Source organism: Actinoplanes hulinensis (assembly GCF_019429605.1).
In the GTDB taxonomy this organism is placed as follows: domain Bacteria; phylum Actinomycetota; class Actinomycetes; order Mycobacteriales; family Micromonosporaceae; genus Actinoplanes; species Actinoplanes campanulatus.
In genome coordinates this window covers 101,064-119,932 of sequence record NZ_JAHXZI010000008.1, presented here as the reverse complement: position 1 = coordinate 119,932, position 18,869 = coordinate 101,064, and the positions used below count along the sequence as shown (strand labels likewise).

The 18,869-nt window shown below is 70.5% G+C and carries 19 protein-coding genes and 1 pseudogene; 12 read left to right on the top strand and 8 right to left on the bottom strand.

Translation table 11 applies throughout. The features are described from left to right. Positions 1-6: 6 nt before the first annotated feature. The 6 genes from KZ829_RS16520 (at position 7) to KZ829_RS16495 (ending at position 4,371) form a co-directional block, all read left to right on the top strand. A complete protein-coding gene (locus KZ829_RS16520; protein ID WP_220144801.1) occupies positions 7-1,299 on the top strand; it encodes a DUF881 domain-containing protein in 1,293 nt (430 codons plus the stop codon). Positions 1,300-1,314: 15 nt separating this feature from the next. Continuing rightward, positions 1,315-1,695: a glycine cleavage system protein GcvH gene (gene gcvH, locus KZ829_RS16515; protein WP_220144800.1), complete on the top strand. Its 381-nt coding sequence runs from the start codon at positions 1,315-1,317 to the stop codon at positions 1,693-1,695. Between the two features lie 179 nt (positions 1,696-1,874). Beyond that, a complete protein-coding gene (odhI, locus tag KZ829_RS16510; RefSeq protein ID WP_183219034.1) occupies positions 1,875-2,324 on the top strand; it encodes an oxoglutarate dehydrogenase inhibitor Odhl in 450 nt (149 codons plus the stop codon). A 68-nt stretch (positions 2,325-2,392) separates the two neighbouring features. Continuing rightward, positions 2,393-3,061, top strand: a complete 669-nt coding sequence (gene ftsR, locus KZ829_RS16505) for a transcriptional regulator FtsR (protein ID WP_239141052.1) — start codon at positions 2,393-2,395, stop codon at positions 3,059-3,061. A 99-nt stretch (positions 3,062-3,160) separates the two neighbouring features. Beyond that, positions 3,161-3,625, top strand: coding sequence for a bifunctional nuclease family protein (locus KZ829_RS16500; protein ID WP_183219032.1), 465 nt, complete (start codon positions 3,161-3,163; stop codon positions 3,623-3,625). Between the two features lie 197 nt (positions 3,626-3,822). Continuing rightward, positions 3,823-4,371 (top strand): MerR family transcriptional regulator, encoded by a 549-nt coding sequence (locus KZ829_RS16495; RefSeq protein ID WP_220144799.1) that lies wholly within the window; start codon positions 3,823-3,825, stop codon positions 4,369-4,371. A 9-nt stretch (positions 4,372-4,380) separates the two neighbouring features. On the opposite strand, the gene KZ829_RS16490 is transcribed toward KZ829_RS16495, so the two are convergent. Next, positions 4,381-5,172, bottom strand: coding sequence for an alpha/beta fold hydrolase (locus KZ829_RS16490; RefSeq protein WP_220144798.1), 792 nt, complete (start codon positions 5,170-5,172; stop codon positions 4,381-4,383). Between the two features lie 104 nt (positions 5,173-5,276). Here KZ829_RS16490 and KZ829_RS16485 point away from each other — a divergent pair, with 104 nt between their 5' ends. Next, entirely contained in the window at positions 5,277-6,296 is a 1,020-nt protein-coding gene (locus KZ829_RS16485; protein ID WP_220144797.1) for a sigma-70 family RNA polymerase sigma factor, read from the top strand. Positions 6,297-6,314: 18 nt separating this feature from the next. Here KZ829_RS16485 and KZ829_RS43005 read toward each other — a convergent pair. Together KZ829_RS43005 and asnB are read right to left on the bottom strand one after the other, a co-directional pair. Then, positions 6,315-6,530, bottom strand: a pseudogene (locus KZ829_RS43005) (hypothetical protein); the annotation flags it as partial. 37 nt (positions 6,531-6,567) lie between these two features. After that, a complete protein-coding gene (asnB, locus tag KZ829_RS16480; protein ID WP_220144796.1) occupies positions 6,568-8,493 on the bottom strand; it encodes an asparagine synthase (glutamine-hydrolyzing) in 1,926 nt (641 codons plus the stop codon). 155 nt (positions 8,494-8,648) lie between these two features. On the opposite strand from asnB, the gene KZ829_RS16475 reads away from it, so the two are divergent. Continuing rightward, positions 8,649-9,353, top strand: a complete 705-nt coding sequence (locus KZ829_RS16475) for a response regulator transcription factor (protein ID WP_220144795.1) — start codon at positions 8,649-8,651, stop codon at positions 9,351-9,353. Further along, positions 9,350-11,131 carry a sensor histidine kinase gene (locus KZ829_RS16470; protein ID WP_220144794.1) on the top strand — a complete coding sequence of 594 codons (1,782 nt, stop codon included), beginning with the start codon at positions 9,350-9,352 and terminating at the stop codon, positions 11,129-11,131. Before KZ829_RS16475 ends, KZ829_RS16470 begins: the two co-directional genes overlap by 4 nt. Here the strand turns inward: KZ829_RS16470 and KZ829_RS16465 are convergent. After that, a complete protein-coding gene (locus tag KZ829_RS16465) occupies positions 11,103-13,589 on the bottom strand; it encodes a DEAD/DEAH box helicase (RefSeq protein WP_220144793.1) in 2,487 nt (828 codons plus the stop codon). The genes KZ829_RS16470 and KZ829_RS16465 overlap by 29 nt on opposite strands. 98 nt (positions 13,590-13,687) lie before the next feature. On the opposite strand from KZ829_RS16465, the gene KZ829_RS16460 reads away from it, so the two are divergent. Continuing rightward, the gene (locus KZ829_RS16460; RefSeq protein ID WP_220144792.1) at positions 13,688-14,260 is read left to right on the top strand and encodes a DUF1707 SHOCT-like domain-containing protein; all 573 of its coding nucleotides are present in this window, start codon (positions 13,688-13,690) and stop codon (positions 14,258-14,260) included. A gap of 28 nt (positions 14,261-14,288) precedes the next feature. On the opposite strand, the gene KZ829_RS16455 is transcribed toward KZ829_RS16460, so the two are convergent. Then, a complete protein-coding gene (locus KZ829_RS16455) occupies positions 14,289-14,477 on the bottom strand; it encodes a DUF1918 domain-containing protein (protein ID WP_220144791.1) in 189 nt (62 codons plus the stop codon). A gap of 265 nt (positions 14,478-14,742) precedes the next feature. On the opposite strand from KZ829_RS16455, the gene KZ829_RS16450 reads away from it, so the two are divergent. Beyond that, entirely contained in the window at positions 14,743-15,561 is an 819-nt protein-coding gene (locus KZ829_RS16450) for a DUF4259 domain-containing protein (protein WP_220144790.1), read from the top strand. On the opposite strand, the gene KZ829_RS16445 is transcribed toward KZ829_RS16450, so the two are convergent. Next, positions 15,515-17,233 carry an IS1182 family transposase gene (locus tag KZ829_RS16445; protein ID WP_308285516.1) on the bottom strand — a complete coding sequence of 573 codons (1,719 nt, stop codon included), beginning with the start codon at positions 17,231-17,233 and terminating at the stop codon, positions 15,515-15,517. The two genes, KZ829_RS16450 and KZ829_RS16445, sit on opposite strands and share 47 nt — an antisense overlap. Positions 17,234-17,360: 127 nt before the next feature. Next, positions 17,361-17,885 (bottom strand): DoxX family membrane protein, encoded by a 525-nt coding sequence (locus tag KZ829_RS16440; protein ID WP_239141056.1) that lies wholly within the window; start codon positions 17,883-17,885, stop codon positions 17,361-17,363. Positions 17,886-18,175: 290 nt separating this feature from the next. Here KZ829_RS16440 and KZ829_RS43980 point away from each other — a divergent pair, with 290 nt between their 5' ends. Continuing rightward, positions 18,176-18,307: a hypothetical protein gene (locus KZ829_RS43980; RefSeq protein WP_281428152.1), complete on the top strand. Its 132-nt coding sequence runs from the start codon at positions 18,176-18,178 to the stop codon at positions 18,305-18,307. Between the two features lie 54 nt (positions 18,308-18,361). Here the strand turns inward: KZ829_RS43980 and KZ829_RS16435 are convergent, their stop codons facing one another. Beyond that, positions 18,362-18,814 carry a universal stress protein gene (locus tag KZ829_RS16435; RefSeq protein ID WP_220144788.1) on the bottom strand — a complete coding sequence of 151 codons (453 nt, stop codon included), beginning with the start codon at positions 18,812-18,814 and terminating at the stop codon, positions 18,362-18,364. Between the last annotated feature and the right edge of the window lie 55 nt (positions 18,815-18,869).

The window sequence follows — 18,869 nt, the reverse complement described above, 5'->3', positions numbered from 1 at the left end:
AATTCGATGATCGAGCCTGATGAGACCGGGTTGCGGCCGCAGACCGCGGCCGCTTCCGCCGTGCCCGTCGCGGACGAGGATCCGGCCACCACGCCGGCCCCGACGGACGACAACGCGCCGACCGCGCCGGGCGGCGAGCCCACGACGGCACCGACCGCGCCGGGCGACGAGCCCACGACGGCGCTGACCAAGCCGGGCGGCGAGTTCACGACGGCGCCGACCGCGCCGGGCGACGAGCTCACGACGGCGCTGACCAAGCCGGGCGGCGAGTTCACGACGGCGCCGACCGCGCCGGGCGACGAGCTCACGACGGCGCTGACCAAGCCGGGCGGCGAGTTCACGACGGCGCCGGTGTACGAGCCCACGGCCGAGGGCGCTGTACCGATCGGCGATGAGGAGCCGACGGTCTCTCTGGCCCGGCCGAGCGCTTTCGGCGTACCCCCGCATGGTTCTGTGGGGACGGTCGCGGCGGAGGCCGCCCCGCTGGGCGAGGGTGACGCGCAGGCCGCGGGGGTGCCCCGGTCGGGTGACCGGGAGGACGGTGAGGCGGAGATATCCGCCACGTCACCCGATAGGGCGGAGCCCGGAGAAAGTGATCTTGGTCGCCCGGGGCGGCGCTGGCCGGCGCCGGCCGGGGCGCTGATCTGGGTGCTGTTGGCGCTGTTCGGGTTCACGCTGGTGGTGCAGCTGCGCAGCAACGACGCCGACGACGGGCTGGCCGGGATGCGGCAGGAGGACCTGGTCCGGATCCTGAGTGACCTGGAGGCGCAGGACAGCCGTCTGCTGGCCGAGATCCAGGAGCTGGAGAGCAGTAAGCAGCAGCTCAGCTCGGGTGTGGCGGGCCGTGAGGCGGCGCAGGTCGAGGCGGAGAAGCGCAGTCAGCAGCTGGGGCTGCTCGCCGGGACGGTGGCGGGCAGCGGTCCGGGGCTGGACATCACGCTGAGCAACGTGCGGGCGTCCGACGTGCTGAACGCGGTGCAGGAGCTGCGTGGCGCGGGCGGTGAGGTGATGCAGCTCAATGGGGCGAACGGCACCTCCGTGCGGGTGGTGGCGTCGAGCTTCTTCGTGGACGCGTCGGGTGGCGGGATCATCGCTGACGGTGAACAGCTGACGGGTCCGTTCCGTCTGCTGGTGATCGGTCCGCCGAGCACGATGAGCACTGCGCTGCAGATCCCGGGCGGGGTGGTGGCGTCGGTGCAGAACGACGGCGGTAGCGTGACCATGGACTCGCGTTCGCTGGTCGACGTGACCGCGGTGCGTAAGGCGGCAGCTTTGCGATACGCGCGTCCTGTTTCGTGATTTACGGAGGAAGCGTTGATTCCTGAGGATCTGCGGTATACCGCGGAGCACGAGTGGGTCGCCGGTGACGGCAGCGGTCCCGTGCGGGTGGGCATCACCCACTTCGCGCAGGACGCCCTGGGCGACATCGTCTACGTGCAGCTGCCCGACGAGGGCACGGTGGTGCAGGCGGGTGACTCGCTCGGCGAGATCGAGTCGACCAAGAGTGTCTCGGAGATCTACGCGCCGATATCGGGCACGGTCGTGGCGCGGAACGCGACGCTGGCCGATGAGCCGGAAATCATCAACGGCGAGCCGTACGCGGCCGGCTGGCTGGTGGAGATCACGCCGGACGATCCGGCGTCGGTCGCGGCGCTGCTGGACGCGGCGGCGTACCGGGCTCTCACCGAGAGCTGAGGTCTCCGCGCGTCCGGTTGCTCAGCGATATTGGCGCTGACTAGGCTCGCGAAGCACACGAAGAACTGTTATTCCTTTGAAACCGATAGTCGTGCGTCGGGCCGAATTGGCTCGGCGGGGGCCGCAACGCCGCGTGTCCCGCCGGGAGGCGACGACCAACTGATCCGTGAGGTGGTCCGATGACGCGCCCAGACGACGAGTTCCCCCCGCTCGACGTCACGTCCACGCTGAACCTTGGCGCCCTTGACGAGGTGCTGGAGGGACCTGAGACCGATGTGGTGCCGAGCCGCATGTCCGGCTCGCTCCCGCCGGGGATGGCTCTGCTGGTGGTCCGCCGTGGCCCCAACGCAGGCGCCCGTTTCCTCCTCGACCACGACGTGACGACCAGCGGCCGGCACCCGGACAGTGACATCTTCCTCGACGACGTGACGGTGTCGCGCCGCCACGCCGAGTTCCACCGGGACGGCGGCACGTTCACCGTCCGCGACGTCGGCTCGCTCAACGGTACGTACGTGAACCGGGAAAGGGTTGAAGCCGCGACGCTCAGCAATGGCGACGAGGTCCAGATCGGCAAGTTCCGTCTGGTGTTCATCGCCGGTCCGCGGCCGGAGGGCGAGGGCCGGGCGTGACGTCGTCGGGGGCGGCCGCGCGTGATCCGGGGGCTTCGCGCCCTCAGGACGGGCGGGAGGGTGCGCTGATGAGCATCGGGGAGGTGCTGGCCCACCTGCGCACCGAGTTCCCCGACACCACGATCTCGAAGTTGCGGTTCCTGGAGGCGGAGGGTCTGGTCGACCCGCAACGCACCGCCTCCGGGTACCGCAAGTACTCGTGGAACGATGTGGCCCGGCTGCGTTTCGTGCTGACCGCTCAGCGGGATCAGTACCTCCCCTTGCGGGTGATCCGCGAGCAGCTGGACCGGATGGAGAAGGAGCCGGTGGTTCCGCAGCGGCCCACGCTGGTGGCGGTGGGGACGCAGCGGGCCACGGATCCGGCGGACACCCGCATCCCGAAGGCGGACCTGCTGGAACGCACCGGGGTGGACGAGGTGCTGCTGGCCGAGCTGGAGCAGATCGGGCTGGTGTCGGCCCGTCCCCCGGGCTGGTACGACGCCGACCAGGTGATCATTGTGGAGGCCGTCGTGGGTCTCACCCGGTACGGCCTGGAGGTGCGCCACCTGCGGGCCTTCCGTAACGCCGCGGACCGTGAGGTGGGCCTGTTCACACAGTTGCTGGCGCCGCTGGCCCGGCAGCAGGACCCGGCCGCCCGGGCGCGTGCCGTGGAGACCGCGCGTGAGCTGCAGGCTCTTTCGCAGCGCTTGCACGCGGCCCTGGTCCGCTCGGGCCTACGGGGTGAGTTGGGGCGCTGAACCCGATGCCGCGCGGATCGGACACCCGCGGTGTGCGTGTACCGTGCAGGTTAGGGGCGGCTGCGGTGCGGCCGAGACGATGACGACACGGAGGCGGCGGTGCGCGAGCTGAGCGTGGTCGGGGTCCGGGTGGAGCTGCCCAGCAACCAGCCGATCGTGTTGCTGCGGGAGGTCGACGGCGACCGTTACCTGCCGATCTGGATCGGGGCGGTGGAGGCCACCGCGATCGCCTACGAACAGCAGGGTGTGAAGCCGGCCCGCCCGCTGACGCATGATCTGCTGCGCGACATCCTGGCGGCGGTGAAGGCCCCGCTGAAGGCGGTCGAGATCACCGAGCTGAAGGACAACGTCTTCTATGCCGACCTGCTGATCGGCGACGATCTTCGGGTGTCGGCGCGGCCCAGCGACTCGATCGCGCTGGCGTTGCGGGTCGGCGCGCCGATCCGTTGTGCCGAGCAGGTGCTCACCGAGGCCGGTATCGTGATCCCGGACGAGCAGGAGGACGAGGTGGAGAAGTTCCGCGAGTTCCTCGACCAGGTCCGTCCCGAGGATTTCGCGGGCTGAGCAACGGCTGAGCGATGGCTGGGCAACGGCTGAGCGATGGCTGAGCCCGGCCGAGTATCGACACTCGCCGTAGTCCGTACGCGGCGTGTCGAGCGGTTACCTCCATGTTTCGGCGCTGATTGAGATATACGCTCGTGAAGTCCAGGTGAACCGGCATACCGCCTAGATTTTGATCATGGGCAGCGGGGAGGCATCGGGTGCACGAGCAACCTCTTGAGGGCCCACTAGCCGGCGAGGACGGAGAGGTCGGCTACCGCGGGGTCACCGCCTGTCAGGCCGTCGGGATCAGTTATCGCCAGCTCGACTACTGGGCCAGGACCACGCTGGTCGTGCCGAGTGTGCGGGACGCCTCGGGCTCCGGCACCCAGCGCCTCTACTCGTTCCGTGACCTGGTGGTGCTGAAGGTCGTCAAGCGCCTGCTGGACGCCGGCGTCTCGTTGCAGAACATCCGCCGGGCGATCGAGGCGCTGCGCTCGCGCGGGGTGGCGGATCTCGCCGAGATCACGCTGATCTCGGACGGGACGACGGTTTACGAGTGCCGTTCCCCGGAGGAGGTCGTGGACCTGTTGCAGGGCGGCCAGGGCGTGTTCGGGATAGCGATCGGCGGCGCGTTCAAGGAGATCCAGGGTTCGCTGTCTCATCTGCCGGGCGAGCCGGCCGCGCAACCGCAGCCGATCACGGCGTCGTTCCAGCCGTCCGAGGGTGACGAGCTGGCGGCGCGCCGGGCGCGCCGCCGAGCCGGATAGCGCGGAGCGTCAGCCCTCCTGGTCGAGGAAGGCCATCGCGACGGCCGGGAACAGCGGGGACATGAACAGGCTGTAGTGGGTGGTGCCGGGCAGGATGGCCAGGGCGTGCCCACCCTTGGGGCGGCCCTCGCCCATCCAGCCGCCGTCACGCAGGCCGCCGTCGAGCAGGTTGAAGATCTCGACGAAGTGGGCGGCCGGCACGATGTCGGCGTCCGAGCCGACGATCAGGGTCGGCACGGACAGCCCGCGGACCTCGTCGGTGAGGTCGAAGTCGACGGCCATCGCGGCGCCGATCTTGTCGAGAAGGCGGGGGAAGTCCTCCGGGCGGGGAGCCAGCCGCTGGTAGGACTCGTACATCGGGGTTTCCTTCATGAACTCGGCGGCCGCCCCGGTGACCTGGCCCTGCTGGGCGAGGATCTCCGCGTGGGTGGCGTTGCGGCGGATCCCGGCCGAGGCGGACACCAGCTTGCCGACCTTGTGCGGGTGGGCGAGGGCCAGGTGCAGGCCGACGCCGCCGCCGAGGGAGTAGCCGACCACGTCCGGCTTCTCCAGACCCAGGTGGTCGATGAGGGCGGCGATGTCGTCGGCCATGGTGCGGATGTCGAACGGCCGGTCCACGTCGGCGGTCCGCCCGTGCCCTTGCAGATCGGGCAGGATGACCCGCCGGTTCGCGGTGAACGCGGGCAGGATCGGCGCGAACATCTCGCCCGATCCGAGCCCGCCGTGCAGCAGCACCAGCGGGCGCCCCTCACCCTGGATCTCGTAGTAGAGGTTGATCCCGTTGACGTCCGCGTAGCTCATTACGGCTCCTCATGTCTTTCCGTGAATTGCTGACATCGGGTAGACCGGGCCGGTCCCGGAAACTCATCGCTGCCGGGCGAAGATATCCGCGATAGGTTCGGGCCGTGAGCGAACTCGTCACCGATGTCCCGATCGAGAAGCGGCTGGAGCGATTCCGGCCCGAACTCGTCGGCTACTGCTACCGGATGCTGGGTTCGGCCTTCGAGGCCGAGGACGCCGTGCAGGAGACGATGATCCGGGCCTGGCGTGCCCGGGACACCTTCGAGGGCCGGTCGTCGTTGCGGTCCTGGGTGTACCGGATCGCCACCAACGTGTGCCTCACCATGGTCGACAGCGCCCAGCGGCGGGTCCGGCCGATGGATCTCGGGCCGGCCGGATCCGGGTATGCCACCCATCCGGGTGACATCCATCCGGAGAAGATCTGGGTGGGCCCGGTCCCCGACGAGCGGATCCTGCCGGAGGGCTCCGACCCGGCCCGGCTGATCGCCGAACGCGAGTCGATCCGGCTGGCGTTCGTCGCCGCGTTGCAGCACCTGCCGCCCCGGCAGCGGGCCGTGCTCCTCCTGCGGGAGGTGCTGGCCTGGTCGGCGCAGGAGGTCGCCGACCTGCTGGAGATGACGGTCGCCGGCGTGAACAGCGCGCTCCAGCGGGCCCGGGCCACGATCTCCGCCGCCACGCCTTCGGCGGGCGACGCCTTCCAGCCCCTCGACGAGGTCCAGCGGGCGCTTCTCGCGCGCTATGTGAAGGCCTTCGAGGCGTACGACCTGAGCGCTCTCACCTCGTTGTTGCACGAGGACGCCACCCTGTCGATGCCGCCGCTGGCGCTGTGGCTGCGCGGCCACGAGGACATCACCGCGTGGATGAGCGGCACCGGCCGCGGCTGCCGCGGGTCGCGCCTGGTCCCGGTGGTGGCCAGCGGCATGCCCGCGTTCGGCCAGTACCGGCCGAGCGAGAGCGGCGCCGGCCACGACCCGTGGGCGCTGATCGTCCTGGAGATCTCAGACGGGCGGATCACCGGGGTCAACAACTTCCTCGACACGGCCCGGCTGTTCCCGCTGTTCGGGCTCCCCGCCCACCTGGACGAGCAGGTCGTCGAGCCCCAGCAGGGCGACCAGCGACCGTAGCGGCGGCCCGGCGCCGTCCACCCGCAGCCGCCGGCCGTGCCGCCGCGCGGTCAGCCGCAGCCGGGCCAGCGCCTCCACCAGCACCACGTCCGGCTCACCCGGCCCGGTGACCTCGCAGACCACGAGGCCACCGGGCCGCCCCCGTAACGAGTCGGCCAGCGCCGCGCAGAGTGGGGGGATCTCCGTACGCGCCAGCCTTGTTCGCACCGGGAACCGGATCACGGAGTCCGCCATGCCGGTTAGGACCGGCCGCGGCTCCGGAACTCATCGGTCAGTGCATCGCCAGTGGGCGGCGCGGCAGGACGGCGGTCGGTGCGGCCGGCACGTCCACGCTGATCGTGCCCTCCACGGCGATGGCGTGCCACAGGCAGAACATGGCCACCGTCCACACCTTGCGCGACCGGTCGGCGCCGCCCGCCCGGTGCTCGGCCAGCAGGCCACGGGCGTACTCCAGGTCCAGGTACTCGGACGCGCCGGAGGTGGCCAGCAGGTGGTCCACCCAGTCGCCGATGGGGCCGCGCAGCCACAGCCGGGTCGGGGTGGGGAAGCCCAGCTTGCGGGCCTCCCGGACGGACTCGGGCACGATGCCCTTCATCGCCTCGCGGAGCGCGTGCTTGGTGGTCGCGGTGCCGTGCGGCAGCTTCAGCTCGGTGGGCAGGCCGGCCGCGGCCGCGTACACCTGCTGGTCCAGGAACGGCACCCGCAGCTCCAGGCTGTGCGCCATCGACATCCGGTCGGCCTTGGCCAGGATGTCGCCGGGCAGCCAGGTGTGCAGGTCGACGTACTGCATCGAGGCCACGTCGTCGACGTCGGCGGTCTCCGCGTACAGCTGGGCGGTGATCGCCGTGTGCGGCTGCGCGGTGAACCGCATCAGCTGCGCCTTCTCCTCCGGGGTGAAGATCCGCGCGTTGCCGTAGTAGCGCTGCTCGATCGGGGTGGTGCCGCGCTCCAGGAAGGAACGGCCCCGCACGCCCTCGGGCAGCACGTCGGCCAGGTGCCGCAGGCCCCGCTTCACCCCGGGCGGCAGCTTGTCCACCCCGGCCAGCGACAGCGGCTCCCGGTAGATGGTGTAGCCGCCGAACAGCTCGTCGGAGCCCTCCCCGGACAGCACCACGGTCACGAACCGTGACGCGGTCCGGGCCAGGAAGTACAGCGGGATCAGCGACGGGTCGGCCACCGGGTCGTCGAGCAGCTGCACGATCCGCGGCAGATGGGCCAGCACGTCCTCGTCGGTCACCACCGTCGGGGTGAGCCGGATGCCGAGCTGGTCGGCGGTGTCCTGGGCGATCTCGATCTCCGAGTAGCCCTGGGCCGCGAACCCGGCGGTGAACGCGTGCAGGTCCGGCTTCTCCCGGGACGCCAGCGCCGCGATCGCCGACGAGTCGACGCCACTGGACAGGAACGTGCCGACCGGCACGTCGGCGTGCAGATGCTTGCGGACGCTGGCCGTCAGCGCGTCCTGGATCGCCTGGTACGCGGCCTCCGGCTGCATCCGCAGCGGCCGCAGCGACGGCTTGAACCAGCGGTGCATGCGGATCCCGCCGCCCGGCGTCCAGACGATCCGGTGACCCGGCGGCAGCCGGCGGATGTGCCGGTGCAGGCTCAGCGGGTCCGGCACGTACTGGAAGGTCAGGTAGTGGGCCAGCGACTCGGTGTCCAGGGCCGCGCCGGCCGGGGGCGCGAACGGGTCCAGGGCCTTGCGCTCGCTGGCCAGGTGCAGGCCGTCGGCGGTCTCCAGCAGGTACAGCGGCTTGATGCCGAACGCGTCGCGGGCCGCGTGCAGGGTGCCGGTGTGGTGGTCGTACGCCACGAACGCGAACATCCCCCGCAGGCGGGGCAGCGCCGCCTCACCCCAGTAGTGGAACGCCGCCGCCAGCACCTCGCTGTCGCCCTCGGTGGCGAACACCGCGCCGTGCGCCCGGATCAGCTCGGCCCGCAGCTCCCGGTAGTTGTAGATCTCCCCGTTGAACACCACGGTCCACCGGTCGGCGTAGCGCAGCGGCTGCACCGAGTGCTCGCGGTCGATGATCGCGAGGCGGTTGAAGCCGAACACGTACCCCTCACCGTGCACGACCTGCGTGTCGTCCGGGCCGCGGTGGTGCATCGTCGCGAGCGCGGCGGAGAACGCCGTCAGGAACGTGCCGTCCAGCGGCCCGGCGCCCGGCCGGCTGCTGACGAAAGCGCTCAGGCCACACATCGAGGAACCTCCTTGGAGAAGCGAGGAGCCGACGGTAGGCCGCGACCTGTGAAGAACCTGTGCGGAAGCTGCCAGGAACCCGCACGGCACGAATCCGGGATCCGATCTTCATCGGTTTCTCGCATTTCTTGGCCGCGTGGACCCGCTGCATCACAATGCGAACCGTGACAGCGCGCATCCTGGTGGCCGACGACGACCCGAAACACGCCCAGCTGATCCGCCTCTACCTGGAGCGGGAGGGTCATCAGGTGCTGACCGTCGGTGATGGCCGGGCGGCGCTGGAACAGGCCCGGGCCCGCCGTCCGGACCTGCTGGTGCTGGACTGGATGATGCCCGAGGTGGACGGCCTCGACGTGTGCCGGATCCTGCGCGCCGACCCGGACCCGGCTCTCGCCGACGTGGCGATCCTGCTGGTCACCGCCCGTTCCGGGGAGAACGACATGCTGCTCGGCCTGGACATCGGCGCCGACGACTACCTGAGCAAGCCGGTCAGCCCGCGCGAGCTGACCGCCCGCATCCGGGCGCTGCTGCGCCGCACCCGCGGCGCCGAGGCCACCGAGGTGCTGCGCGTCGGCGAGCTCGAGGTGGACACCCCCCGCTTCGAGGTCCGCGTCGCCGGCGCCCCGGTGCGGCTGACCGCCAAGGAGTTCGGCATCCTCGAACTGCTGGCCCGCGAACCCGGCCGGGTCTTCACCCGCGGGCAGATCCTGGACAAGACGTTCGGCTTCGAGAACGAGGTCTCCGAGCGCACCGTCGACGCGCACGTGGTCAACCTGCGCCGCAAGATCGAGGTCAACCCGGCCGAGCCCCGGTACGTGCAGACCGTCTACGGCCGCGGCTACCGGATGGCCGAGCAGTGAGTTTCCGCCTGCGGATCTTCCTGCTGGTGCTGGTGGTGGCCGGCACCGCGATCGGGGCGACCGCCTGGCTCACCCTGAGCCTCACCTCCCGCGCCGTGACGAACGCCGAGGAGGCCCGCGACCGGCACCAGGCCGAGATCGTCGACGAGATCCGCCGGTACGGCATCGTGCACGGACAGTGGACCGGCATCGACCAGGTCGTCGGGCGCCTCGCCGCCGGCACCGGCCTGCACATCCGGGTGGAGACCCGCGACACCGAGGTGCTCGTCGACTCCGACACCCTGGAGAACCGGACATCCGGGCCGGTGCAGCGGCTGCCCGCCAACGTCGAGCCGGTGCCGGTCCTGACCGACGACATCGTCCGGGCCGCCGACCGGATCGGCTCGGTGACGCTCAGCAAGAGGGAAATGGCGGCGCTCGGGCCACAGGCGTACCGGATCCCGCCGCTGCCGAGACTGCCGGCGAACCTGCTCGGCCCGGAACCCGCCGGCAGTACCCCGGAGGTGCGGGCGCTGTTCCAGGTGGCCCGGTACAGGGCCGCGCTGGAGGCCGCCCACTGCATGGCCGAGAGCACCGGCACGATCGGCGTCATCGACAGCGATCAGCCGCCCTACCTCAGCGAACAGCGGCTCACCGCGTCCCCGTCGTGTGCGGCGGCCGGGAGCACCCGGATCGGCGGCAACCGGGAGTGGCTCAACGAGGCGTGGTCACTGCTGGCCGGGTGCCGCCTCGCCGCGTCCAACTACGACCAGTGCCTCATCGAGGGGTTCGCCGGTGCGGCCGCGAGTTCGTCGGTCGTACCGGTGCGGGTCTTCTTCGGCGTGCGGCAGGGCACCGAGCTGGACGGATTGCAGCGGCCCGGTGTGTTCGGCGCCGTCGCCCTGCTGCTGGCCGCCGCCGCCGGCACCGCCTGGATAGCCCGTCGGGTCAGCCGGCCGGTGCGGCTGCTCACCGGCGCCTCCCTGCAACTGGCCGCCGGCCGCCTCGACGTGCGGGTGCCCGCCCGCGGCCAGGACGAACTGGCCCGGCTGTCCGGCGCGTTCAACGCCATGGCCGAGGCGTTGCAGCGCAGTGAGGAACGCCAGCGGCGGCTGGTCGCCGACGTCGCGCACGAGCTGCGGACACCGCTGTCGAACCTGCGCGGCTACCTGGAGGGCCTCGCCGACGGGGTGGTCGAGCCGTCCCCGGAGCTGTTCGCCTCCCTGCACGAGGAGACGCTGCTCCAGCGGCGCATCCTCGACGACCTGCAGATGCTGGCGCTCGCCGAGGCGGGCGCCCTCGGCTACGACCCGGTCCCGGTGGACCTGCCCGAACTGGTCGAGGCCGCCGTCACCGCGCACCGGGCGGTGGCGCAGAACGCCGGCGTCGAACTGGTCGCCGACGTCCCCGGGCCGCTGGAGGTGTTCGTCGACCCGGACCGCACCCGCCAGGTGCTCAGCAACCTGCTCACCAACGCCATCCGCTACACCGACGCCGGCGGCCGGGTCGAGATGCGGGTCACCCGCGACGGCCCCGAGGCGGTCCTGACCGTCCGCGACACCGGCGTCGGCATGAGCGCCGACGAGGTGTCCCGCGTCTTCGACCGGTTCTGGCGCGCCGACCCGGCCCGGCAGCGCGCCACCGGCGGCTCCGGGCTCGGCCTGACCATCGTCCGCCGGATCGTCGCCGACCAGGGCGGCGAGGTCACCGCGAGCAGCGAGCCCGGGCTGGGGACCACCTTCACCGTACGGCTGCCGGCGGTCACCGGGATCAGTGTGGACCCACCGCCGTCACCGTGATCGCCGCGGTGCCGGCCTCGTCCGAGGCGGCCAGGTCGACGGTGGCGTCGATGCCCCAGTCGTGGTCGCCCTCCGGGTCCTCGAACACCTGCCGCACCGTCCACACCGCCGGGCCCTGCTCGATGTGCAGGAACGCCGGACCGCGCGCGGCCGGGCCGGTGCCCAGCTCGTCGTACTCCTCGTAGTAGTCCTGGATCGCCTGCTGCCAGCGCTCCGACGTCCAGCCGGTCTCCGCGTCCATCTCGCCGAGCAGATCCCAGCGGCGCAGCGCTGCCAGCTCCACCCGCCGGAACATGGCGTTGCGCACCAGCACCCGGAAGGCGCGGGAGTTGCGGGTGACCGCCGGCGGCTTGTCGTCGATCCGCACCTCCTCGGGCTCGGCGCCCGGGTTCTGCAGTCGCGCCCACTCGTCCAGCAGACTCGAGTCGACCTGCCGGACCAGCTCGCCCAGCCACTCGATCAGGTCGGTCAGCTCCTCGGTGCGGGCGTCCTCCGGCACCGTCTGCCGCAGCGCCCGGTACGCGTCCGCCAGGTACCGCAGCACCAGGCCCTCCGACCGGGACAGGCCGTAGAACGAGATGTACTCGGTGAACGTCATGGCCCGCTCGTACATGTCCCGGACCACCGACTTGGGCCGCAGCTCGTAGTCGGCCACCCACGGATGCCCGCGCCGGTACGTCTCGTACGCCGCCTCCAGGAGCTCCCGAAGCGGCATCGGCCAGGACACCTCCTCGAGCAGCTCCATCCGCTGCTCGTACTCGATGCCCTCGGCCTTCATGGCGTTGACCGCCTCGCCGCGCGCCTTCTGCCGCTGCGCCGACACCACCTGCCGCGGATCCTCCAGCGTCGACTCGATCACCGACACCACGTCCAGCGGGTACTCCGGCGCCTCCCGGTCCAGCAGCTCCAGGCAGGCCAGCGCGAACGGCGACAGCGCCTGGTTCAGCGCGAAGTCCAGCTGGAGATCCTCGACAAGGCGATAGGAGCCCTCATCGGTACGCTCGATGACGCCCCCGGCGATCAGGGCCCGGGCGATCCCGATCGTCCGCCGGATCAACTTCCGCTGCGACGGCCGCTCCTCGTGGTTCTCCGTCAGAAGATGCTTCAGAGCGGGGTACGGGTCACCGCCGCGGTTCATCACGTTCAGCAGCATCGCGTGGCTGACCTGGAACGACGAGGTCAGCGGCTCCGGCTCGGCCTCCACCAGCCGGTCGAAGGTGGGCCGGCCCCAGCCGATCTGCCCCTCCGGCGGCTTCTTGCGCACCACCTTGCGCCGCTTCTTCGGGTCGTCACCGGCCTTCGCCAGCGCCCGCTCGTTGTCGATCACGTGCTCCGGCGCCTGCACGATCACCGTGCCCATGGTGTCGAACCCGGCCCGGCCCGCCCGGCCCGCGATCTGGTGGAACTCGCGCGCCTTCAGCAGACGGGTCTTCACGCCGTCGTACTTCGACAGGCCGGTGAACAGCACCGTACGGATCGGGACGTTGATGCCGACGCCCAGCGTGTCGGTGCCGCAGATGACCTTCAGCAGGCCGGCCTGGGCCAGCGTCTCCACCAGGCGGCGGTACTTCGGCAGCATCCCGGCGTGGTGCACGCCGATCCCGTGCCGGACCAGCCGCGACAGGGTTCGCCCGAAACCGGCGGTGAACCGGAAGTTGCCGATCGCCGTGGCGATCGCGTCCTTCTCCGCCCGCGTGCACATGTTGATGCTCATCAGCGACTGCGCCCGCTCCAGCGCCGCCGCCTGGGTGAAGTGCACGATGTAGACCGGCGACTGTTTGGTCGACAGCAGTTCCTCGATCGTCTCGTGCAGCGGCGTCATCGCGTACTCGAAGGTCAGCGGAACCGGCCGCTCCGCGTTCGCCACCACGGCGGTCTCCCGCCCGGTACGCCGGGTCAGGTCCTCCACGAACCGTGTGGTGTCGCCGAGCGTCGCCGACATCAGGACGAACTGCGCCTGCGGCAGCTCCAGCAGCGGCACCTGCCAGGCCCAGCCCCGGTCCGGCTCGGCGTAGAAGTGGAACTCGTCCATCACCACCTGGCCGACGTCGGCGTCCGCGCCCTCCCGCAACGCCAGGTTCGCCAGGATCTCCGCGGTGCAGGCGATGATCGGGGCGTCCGCGTTCACACTCGCGTCACCGGTCAGCATGCCCACGTTCTGCGCGCCGAACGTCGCGCACAGGGCGAAGAACTTCTCACTCACCAGCGCCTTGATCGGCGCCGTGTAGAAGGTCGTCCGGTTGCTCGCCAGCGCCGCGAAATGCGCGCCGGTCGCCACCAGGCTCTTCCCCGAGCCGGTCGGCGTGTTCAGGATGACGTTCGCGCCGGTCGCGATCTCGATCAGCGCCTCCTCCTGGTGCGGGTACAGGGTCAGGCCCTGCTCCGTCACCCACGATTGAAAGGCGTCGAAGACGGCGTCAGGTTCGGAGGATCCCGGGATGCGATCGGTCAGCGTCATGATCGGTCAAGTGTGTCAGCTCGCCCCGAACGCGGCGTACAGGGGACCGGACACCACCCCGGGTTTCCGGTTGCGATCGGGTTGTAGAGTCGGCGGGCGTGACGCTTCCGATCTCCGACGGGGACCGCGAACGGGTGGCCGATGAACTGCAGCAGGCTTGCGGTGACGGGCGGATCACCCTCGAGGAGTTCAGCGTACGGGTGAGCGCGGCCTGGGCGGCCGGGACCGACGTCGAGCTGTCCCGTGCCACCGAAGGGCTCGCCCCGGTGCCGGTCGTCGGTGCGGCCCGCACCGTCGACAAGGTCGTCACCATTCTCAGCCAGCGCAGACGGCGCGGCCGATGGCGGCTGCGGTCCGGTCGGCTGGGAAGTTTCACCCTGTTCGGCTCGACCCACCTCGACCTGCGCGACGTCGTCACCGGCGCCGACGTCATCGAGATCGACGGCGTGTGCCTGTTCGGCGAGCTGAAGGTCACCGTCCCGGAGGGCGTCGAGGTCGATCTCGACGGCGCCAGCGTCCTCAGCTCCGAGGAGGTTCGGCTCGCGGCCGTGCCCCGGCTGCCCGGCACCCCGGAGATCCGGGTCCGGGTGAACGCCTGGTTCAGCTCCGTCGAGATCCGCTCCCGAGGTCCGGCCAAGGACTCCTTCTGGTCCCGCCTGCGCGGCGACTGACCACGCGCCCGGCCGCCCGTGGGGGCGTTCAGCGGGTGAGGGCCTCCAGGTGGGTCTCGGGGCCCGGGAAGATCAGGCCGGTGTGGCCGTCGTCCCAGCGGACCTCGTACGGGGGTGTGCCGTCCTGGTGCCGCAGTTCGGTGATGATGCCGGCCTTGTTGCCGTCGCCGACGTGCTTGCCCTTCACCACGATGCGGTCACCCACGTGCGCGATCATCGTCGCCTCCCTTCGATGGCCTTCCAGCAGGATGCACCCGCCGGAGGTCGCGGGCACCGGGTTGGGCGGAATTCGTCACCACATGCGCAGGGAGCCCGGCCCTGTCGGGACCCTGTTGGCGAATCCGCCTCGCCGCCGTCAGGCGGCGAGGCGGATGATGCGGACGGTCCGACGCCCAGAGAGTTCTCTGTCATCGAGAGGGTCTGCTGGGACTGGCATGATCTTGTGGCTTCAGGACGACGGTCGTCTTGAGGAGGAAGGAAGCATGGGAACGTTCGGCACCGGCCCGTTCTCCAGCGATGGCGCCCTGGACTTCCTGGAAGAACTTGCCGAACGGCCCCCTAGGCAGCGGGCGGAAGCGCTGGAGCGCATGTTCCTGCTGGTGAAGGAACGGCCGGACCTGCTAGGGCAGGAATTCTTCGCGAACGAAGTCGTGGCTGCTGCGGCGATCGTTGCGGCGACCCTGCCTGGCGGACGACAGTTTGACGAGCGCCTCAACACCTTGGTTGAGAACGACATTGCTTCCGATGGCCGGTTGAGCGCGCCTGTACCGGAGTTGGCCAGTGTCGCGCTCGAAGCCCTCATGTTCGTTAGTGGTCCTCAAGGCCCGTGGCTTCAGGGTTGGAAGAACGACACGGACGCCGGTGAGGCGCGCGACACGATCGCCGCGCTGTCGCAGGTGCTTTCTCTTGGTGGCGGCAAGCTGGACGACCTTGACGTCATCTGGAACGAAGCCGCCGATTACGGCGCTGACGGTGAGGTACCGGACGGCACCCCGTCAGGCATTGAGCAGCTTGCGTCTTTGCTGCGCGTCCATAACTGTGCGATGGGAGGCGGCCTGGGCTTCGCTCTGGAGGTCAACGAGCCGTTTCGTGTCAGACGCGCGATCAACGCCATGCGTTACTTCGAGCTCGCTGAGACTGCCGAGTTTCTGGAAAACGTGCTGGACCGCAGCCTGAACGGTGAATCTCCCGAGTCGTTGCCGTCCGACGACGACTTCTATGACCTCATTGACGATGAGACCGTGAGAAGGGCATTCAAGGCAAAAGTGGCTCAGATTCCGGCTGACTTCGGTCGCGGCTAGGGCGCCGAAGTCCGGGCAAGCTGGCCGGGCGCAGGGCTGCGAAGTGGGACATGCGGGTCCGTCCGTGAGGTCGGCCGTCGAGCCAGGCTCCGATGCGGTTGAGGTTGATCGCAGCGCCGGCCAGCTGGTGTTGCGGGGAGGTCTTGGCCAGGCTGCGGTAGCGCGACCGGCGGAGGTTGAAGCTGCGGACACCCTGCGAGATGGTGGCCTCGATGCCGGCCCGGGGTTGGTAGCGGCGTTTCCACTCGGCGGTGGACTGGTCAGCTCGGGCCGACTGGAGCGCTTCGTGCTCCTCCCGTGGGCGCAGGGTGAGGTTGCGGGAACGGGAAGTGGTGCACTGACTGCGGACCGGGCAGGGCTCGCACTGGGTCTTCAGGAATCGGATCCGGCTGACGGGTGTTCCTCGCTGGCTGGTTGCCTCTCGCCAGTTCGTCGTGGTCTGGCCGCCGGGACAGGTGGCGGTGCGGGTGTCCCAGTCGATGGTGAAGGCGGACGGGTTGAACCCGCTGTCGGCTCTGCGCGCCGTGGATGCTTGCACCGGCCCGATGAGCGTGACGTCGTGGTCACGGCGCGCGGACACCAGATGCGGCGCGTTGACGTAGCCGGCGTCGGCCAGATGCACCGAGGGCAACAGGTCCCGTTGGGCAAGGTCGCGGTGAACCTCAGCGATCATGCTGGTGTCCGGGGTCGTTGCGACGGTGGTGGCCACGTGCGTGATCAGGTGGACCTCGCCGGAGTCGCAGGTTTCGGTGAGGTGGACCTTGTAGCCGGACCAGGAGGTGTCCCGCTTGACGGCGTTGCGCGCATCGGTGTCGTAGGGGCTGGCCAGGCGCACCGCACCCGGCGGGCAGTCTTTCGGGTGCCGCCACACGATCCGCTCCTGCCCGTCGTCGGTGGAGGCGATGGCGTACTCCTGGACCCAGGTCTGCCGCAGAACCTCTACGGCCTCCACCTGGCGCAGGTGCGCCGGTGCGTCGCGGGCGAACACCGCCGTCATCAGTCGGGAGCCGTCTGCACCGACCTGCTCGGCAAGCGCGATCCGCTTGCGGGTTCCCGGTGCGGGCAGGTGGTACTGCTCAGGGCGGTCGCTGTAGCGGTCGAACCACCCGGCGTCTGCCAGCGCCGCCACCCAGGTCGGCGCCAGCACCGAGAGCGCGTTCAACGCTGCCCGCATGGTCTCGATGCAGCGCTCCAGCCGGTTGACCTCGCGTACCGCCGTGATGACGTGGGTCGAGTCGGTGCGCTGCTTCCCTCTGGCCTTCACCAGGCCGGACGCTCGGGCCGCGTCGACGACAGCAGTGAACACGGCCTGCTCCAGGCCGCCGTTGATCAGCCGGGAGCGGAACTCCGAGAGCACCGAGTAGTCGAAGCCCGGGTCGGTCAGCTCCAGGCCGAGGGCGTACTTCCAGTCGATGCGAGCCCGTACAGCGTCCGCGGCCTGCCGGTCCGCCAGGCCTTCCGCAAACTGCAACACCGACACCAAGGCCAACCGGGCAGGAGACAGCGCCGGTTTGCCCCGCGAAGGGAAGGCATCGCGGAACATGTCGTCAGTGAAGATCGGCCCCAAGGCGTCTCGAACCCGCATCGCGGCAGTCCCGGACGGGAACGCGGTCCGGGCCACCCGAGCAGTCAGCTCCGGAACCTCACACAGGCCCATCGAACGCAGCGACACCCCAACCTCCACGACGAACGCCCCAGCATGATCAGGAGAGATCATGCCGGGGCGAGCATCTACTTCGGAATTCGCCAACAGAGTCCTGTCGGGGCCGGGCTCCTCGCCGAGGGGTGGGACGGGTGGGTCAGATGAGCCAGCGGTTCTTGCGGACGAAGGGGAGCTTCGCCCACCAGCGGCCGAGGCCCCAGGTGTGCCCGGCGTAGGCCAGCGCCAGCACCACGGCGACGACACCGTAGACGACGTGGTAGTCGACCAGCGGGTTGCTCGAGCGGGTGGCCTCACCGGCGGCGGTCTCCTGGGCGAGCGGCCACTCGGCCAGCCACATGAAGGCCATCATCAGGCCGGCCGAGACGGCGGCGATCCGCAGGCCGATGCCGAGGATCAGAGCGGCCCCGACCCCGAGCAGGCCCAGCATGAACATCCAGTCGGCCCAGGCGGCGCCGGCGATGGTGTGGAAGAAGTCCTGGAACGGTCCGACCTCGACGCCGGAGAGGAAGCCCTTGGTGGGCGAGCCGCCGTTGATCCAGGCGCGCTCGGCCGGCGTCGCGTAGCCGAGCCCGAAAGTCTTGTCCAGAAAGGCCCACAGGAAGACGAAGCCGGTGGCGATGCGGAGGACCGCCAGCGCCCGCGCGGCGCCGTGGGTGAGCATCGAGCCGGGTGCTTCGGCGTGTTCCAGCGGGGCTGTAGTGGCGCGACCGATGGTGGCCATCTGGTCCTCCTTGAGACGTTGTCTGCACCTATGACTCTCCTCCGCCCTCGATGTCGCCGCCGGTGCCGAACATCCCCTTCCACGGCCGCGGAGGGCCCGCCCGTTTCGGGACGTTCGGCCCGTCGGCCGGGACGGGCCGGAAGGCGGGCGATCCGAGGACCATCGCCCACTATCGGGGTGTACGGGGACGGAGCACGATCGGGGGCCTAACACACCCGGGAGGTGTCCTCGTGGCCATCGTGGTGACGCTCATCGTCCTGCTGTTCGTGGTCCTGATCCTGGCCGGGCCGCTGCTGGAGTCGATCATCGACCGGATCTGGCCGCCCGGCGGCCACCGGCGGCACGGCGCCGCCCGCCACTGAAGACGGCAACGGGACGCGCCCCGAGGGGCGCGTCCCGTTGCGTATCGAGCGGCGTCAGACGGCGACCGGCTCACGGGCCGGCACCGGGATGACCACGACCGGGCAGCAGGCCATGCGTACGCAGGACTCGCTCACCGAGCCCAGGACGGTGTGCCGCACCCGGCTGTGGCCGTGACTGCCCAGGACCAGCATGTCGGCGCCACGGGCGGCGGCGGACAGCACCTCGGCGGGGGAGCCCTCGACGGCCTCGCCGGTCACCGGCAGGTGCGAGCCGCGTTCCCGGACCAGTTCCCGGATCTCGGCGTCGATCATCCAGACGGCGCGTTCCCGCTCCTCGGCGGGGGATTCGGCCGGGGCCGGGCCGTAGTCGAGCCCGTCCCAGGACCAGGCGGTCACCGCCCGAACGGCGCCCCCGCGTGCGGCGGCCTCGGTGGCGGCCCAGCGCAGGGCTCGGCGGCCGCCTTCGGAGCCGTCGACGCCCACCACGATCAGATATCCGGTGCTCATCATTGCCTCCTCGGTGGGATTCCTTGCCCCGGATACGCCGGTCTACGCACGGCGT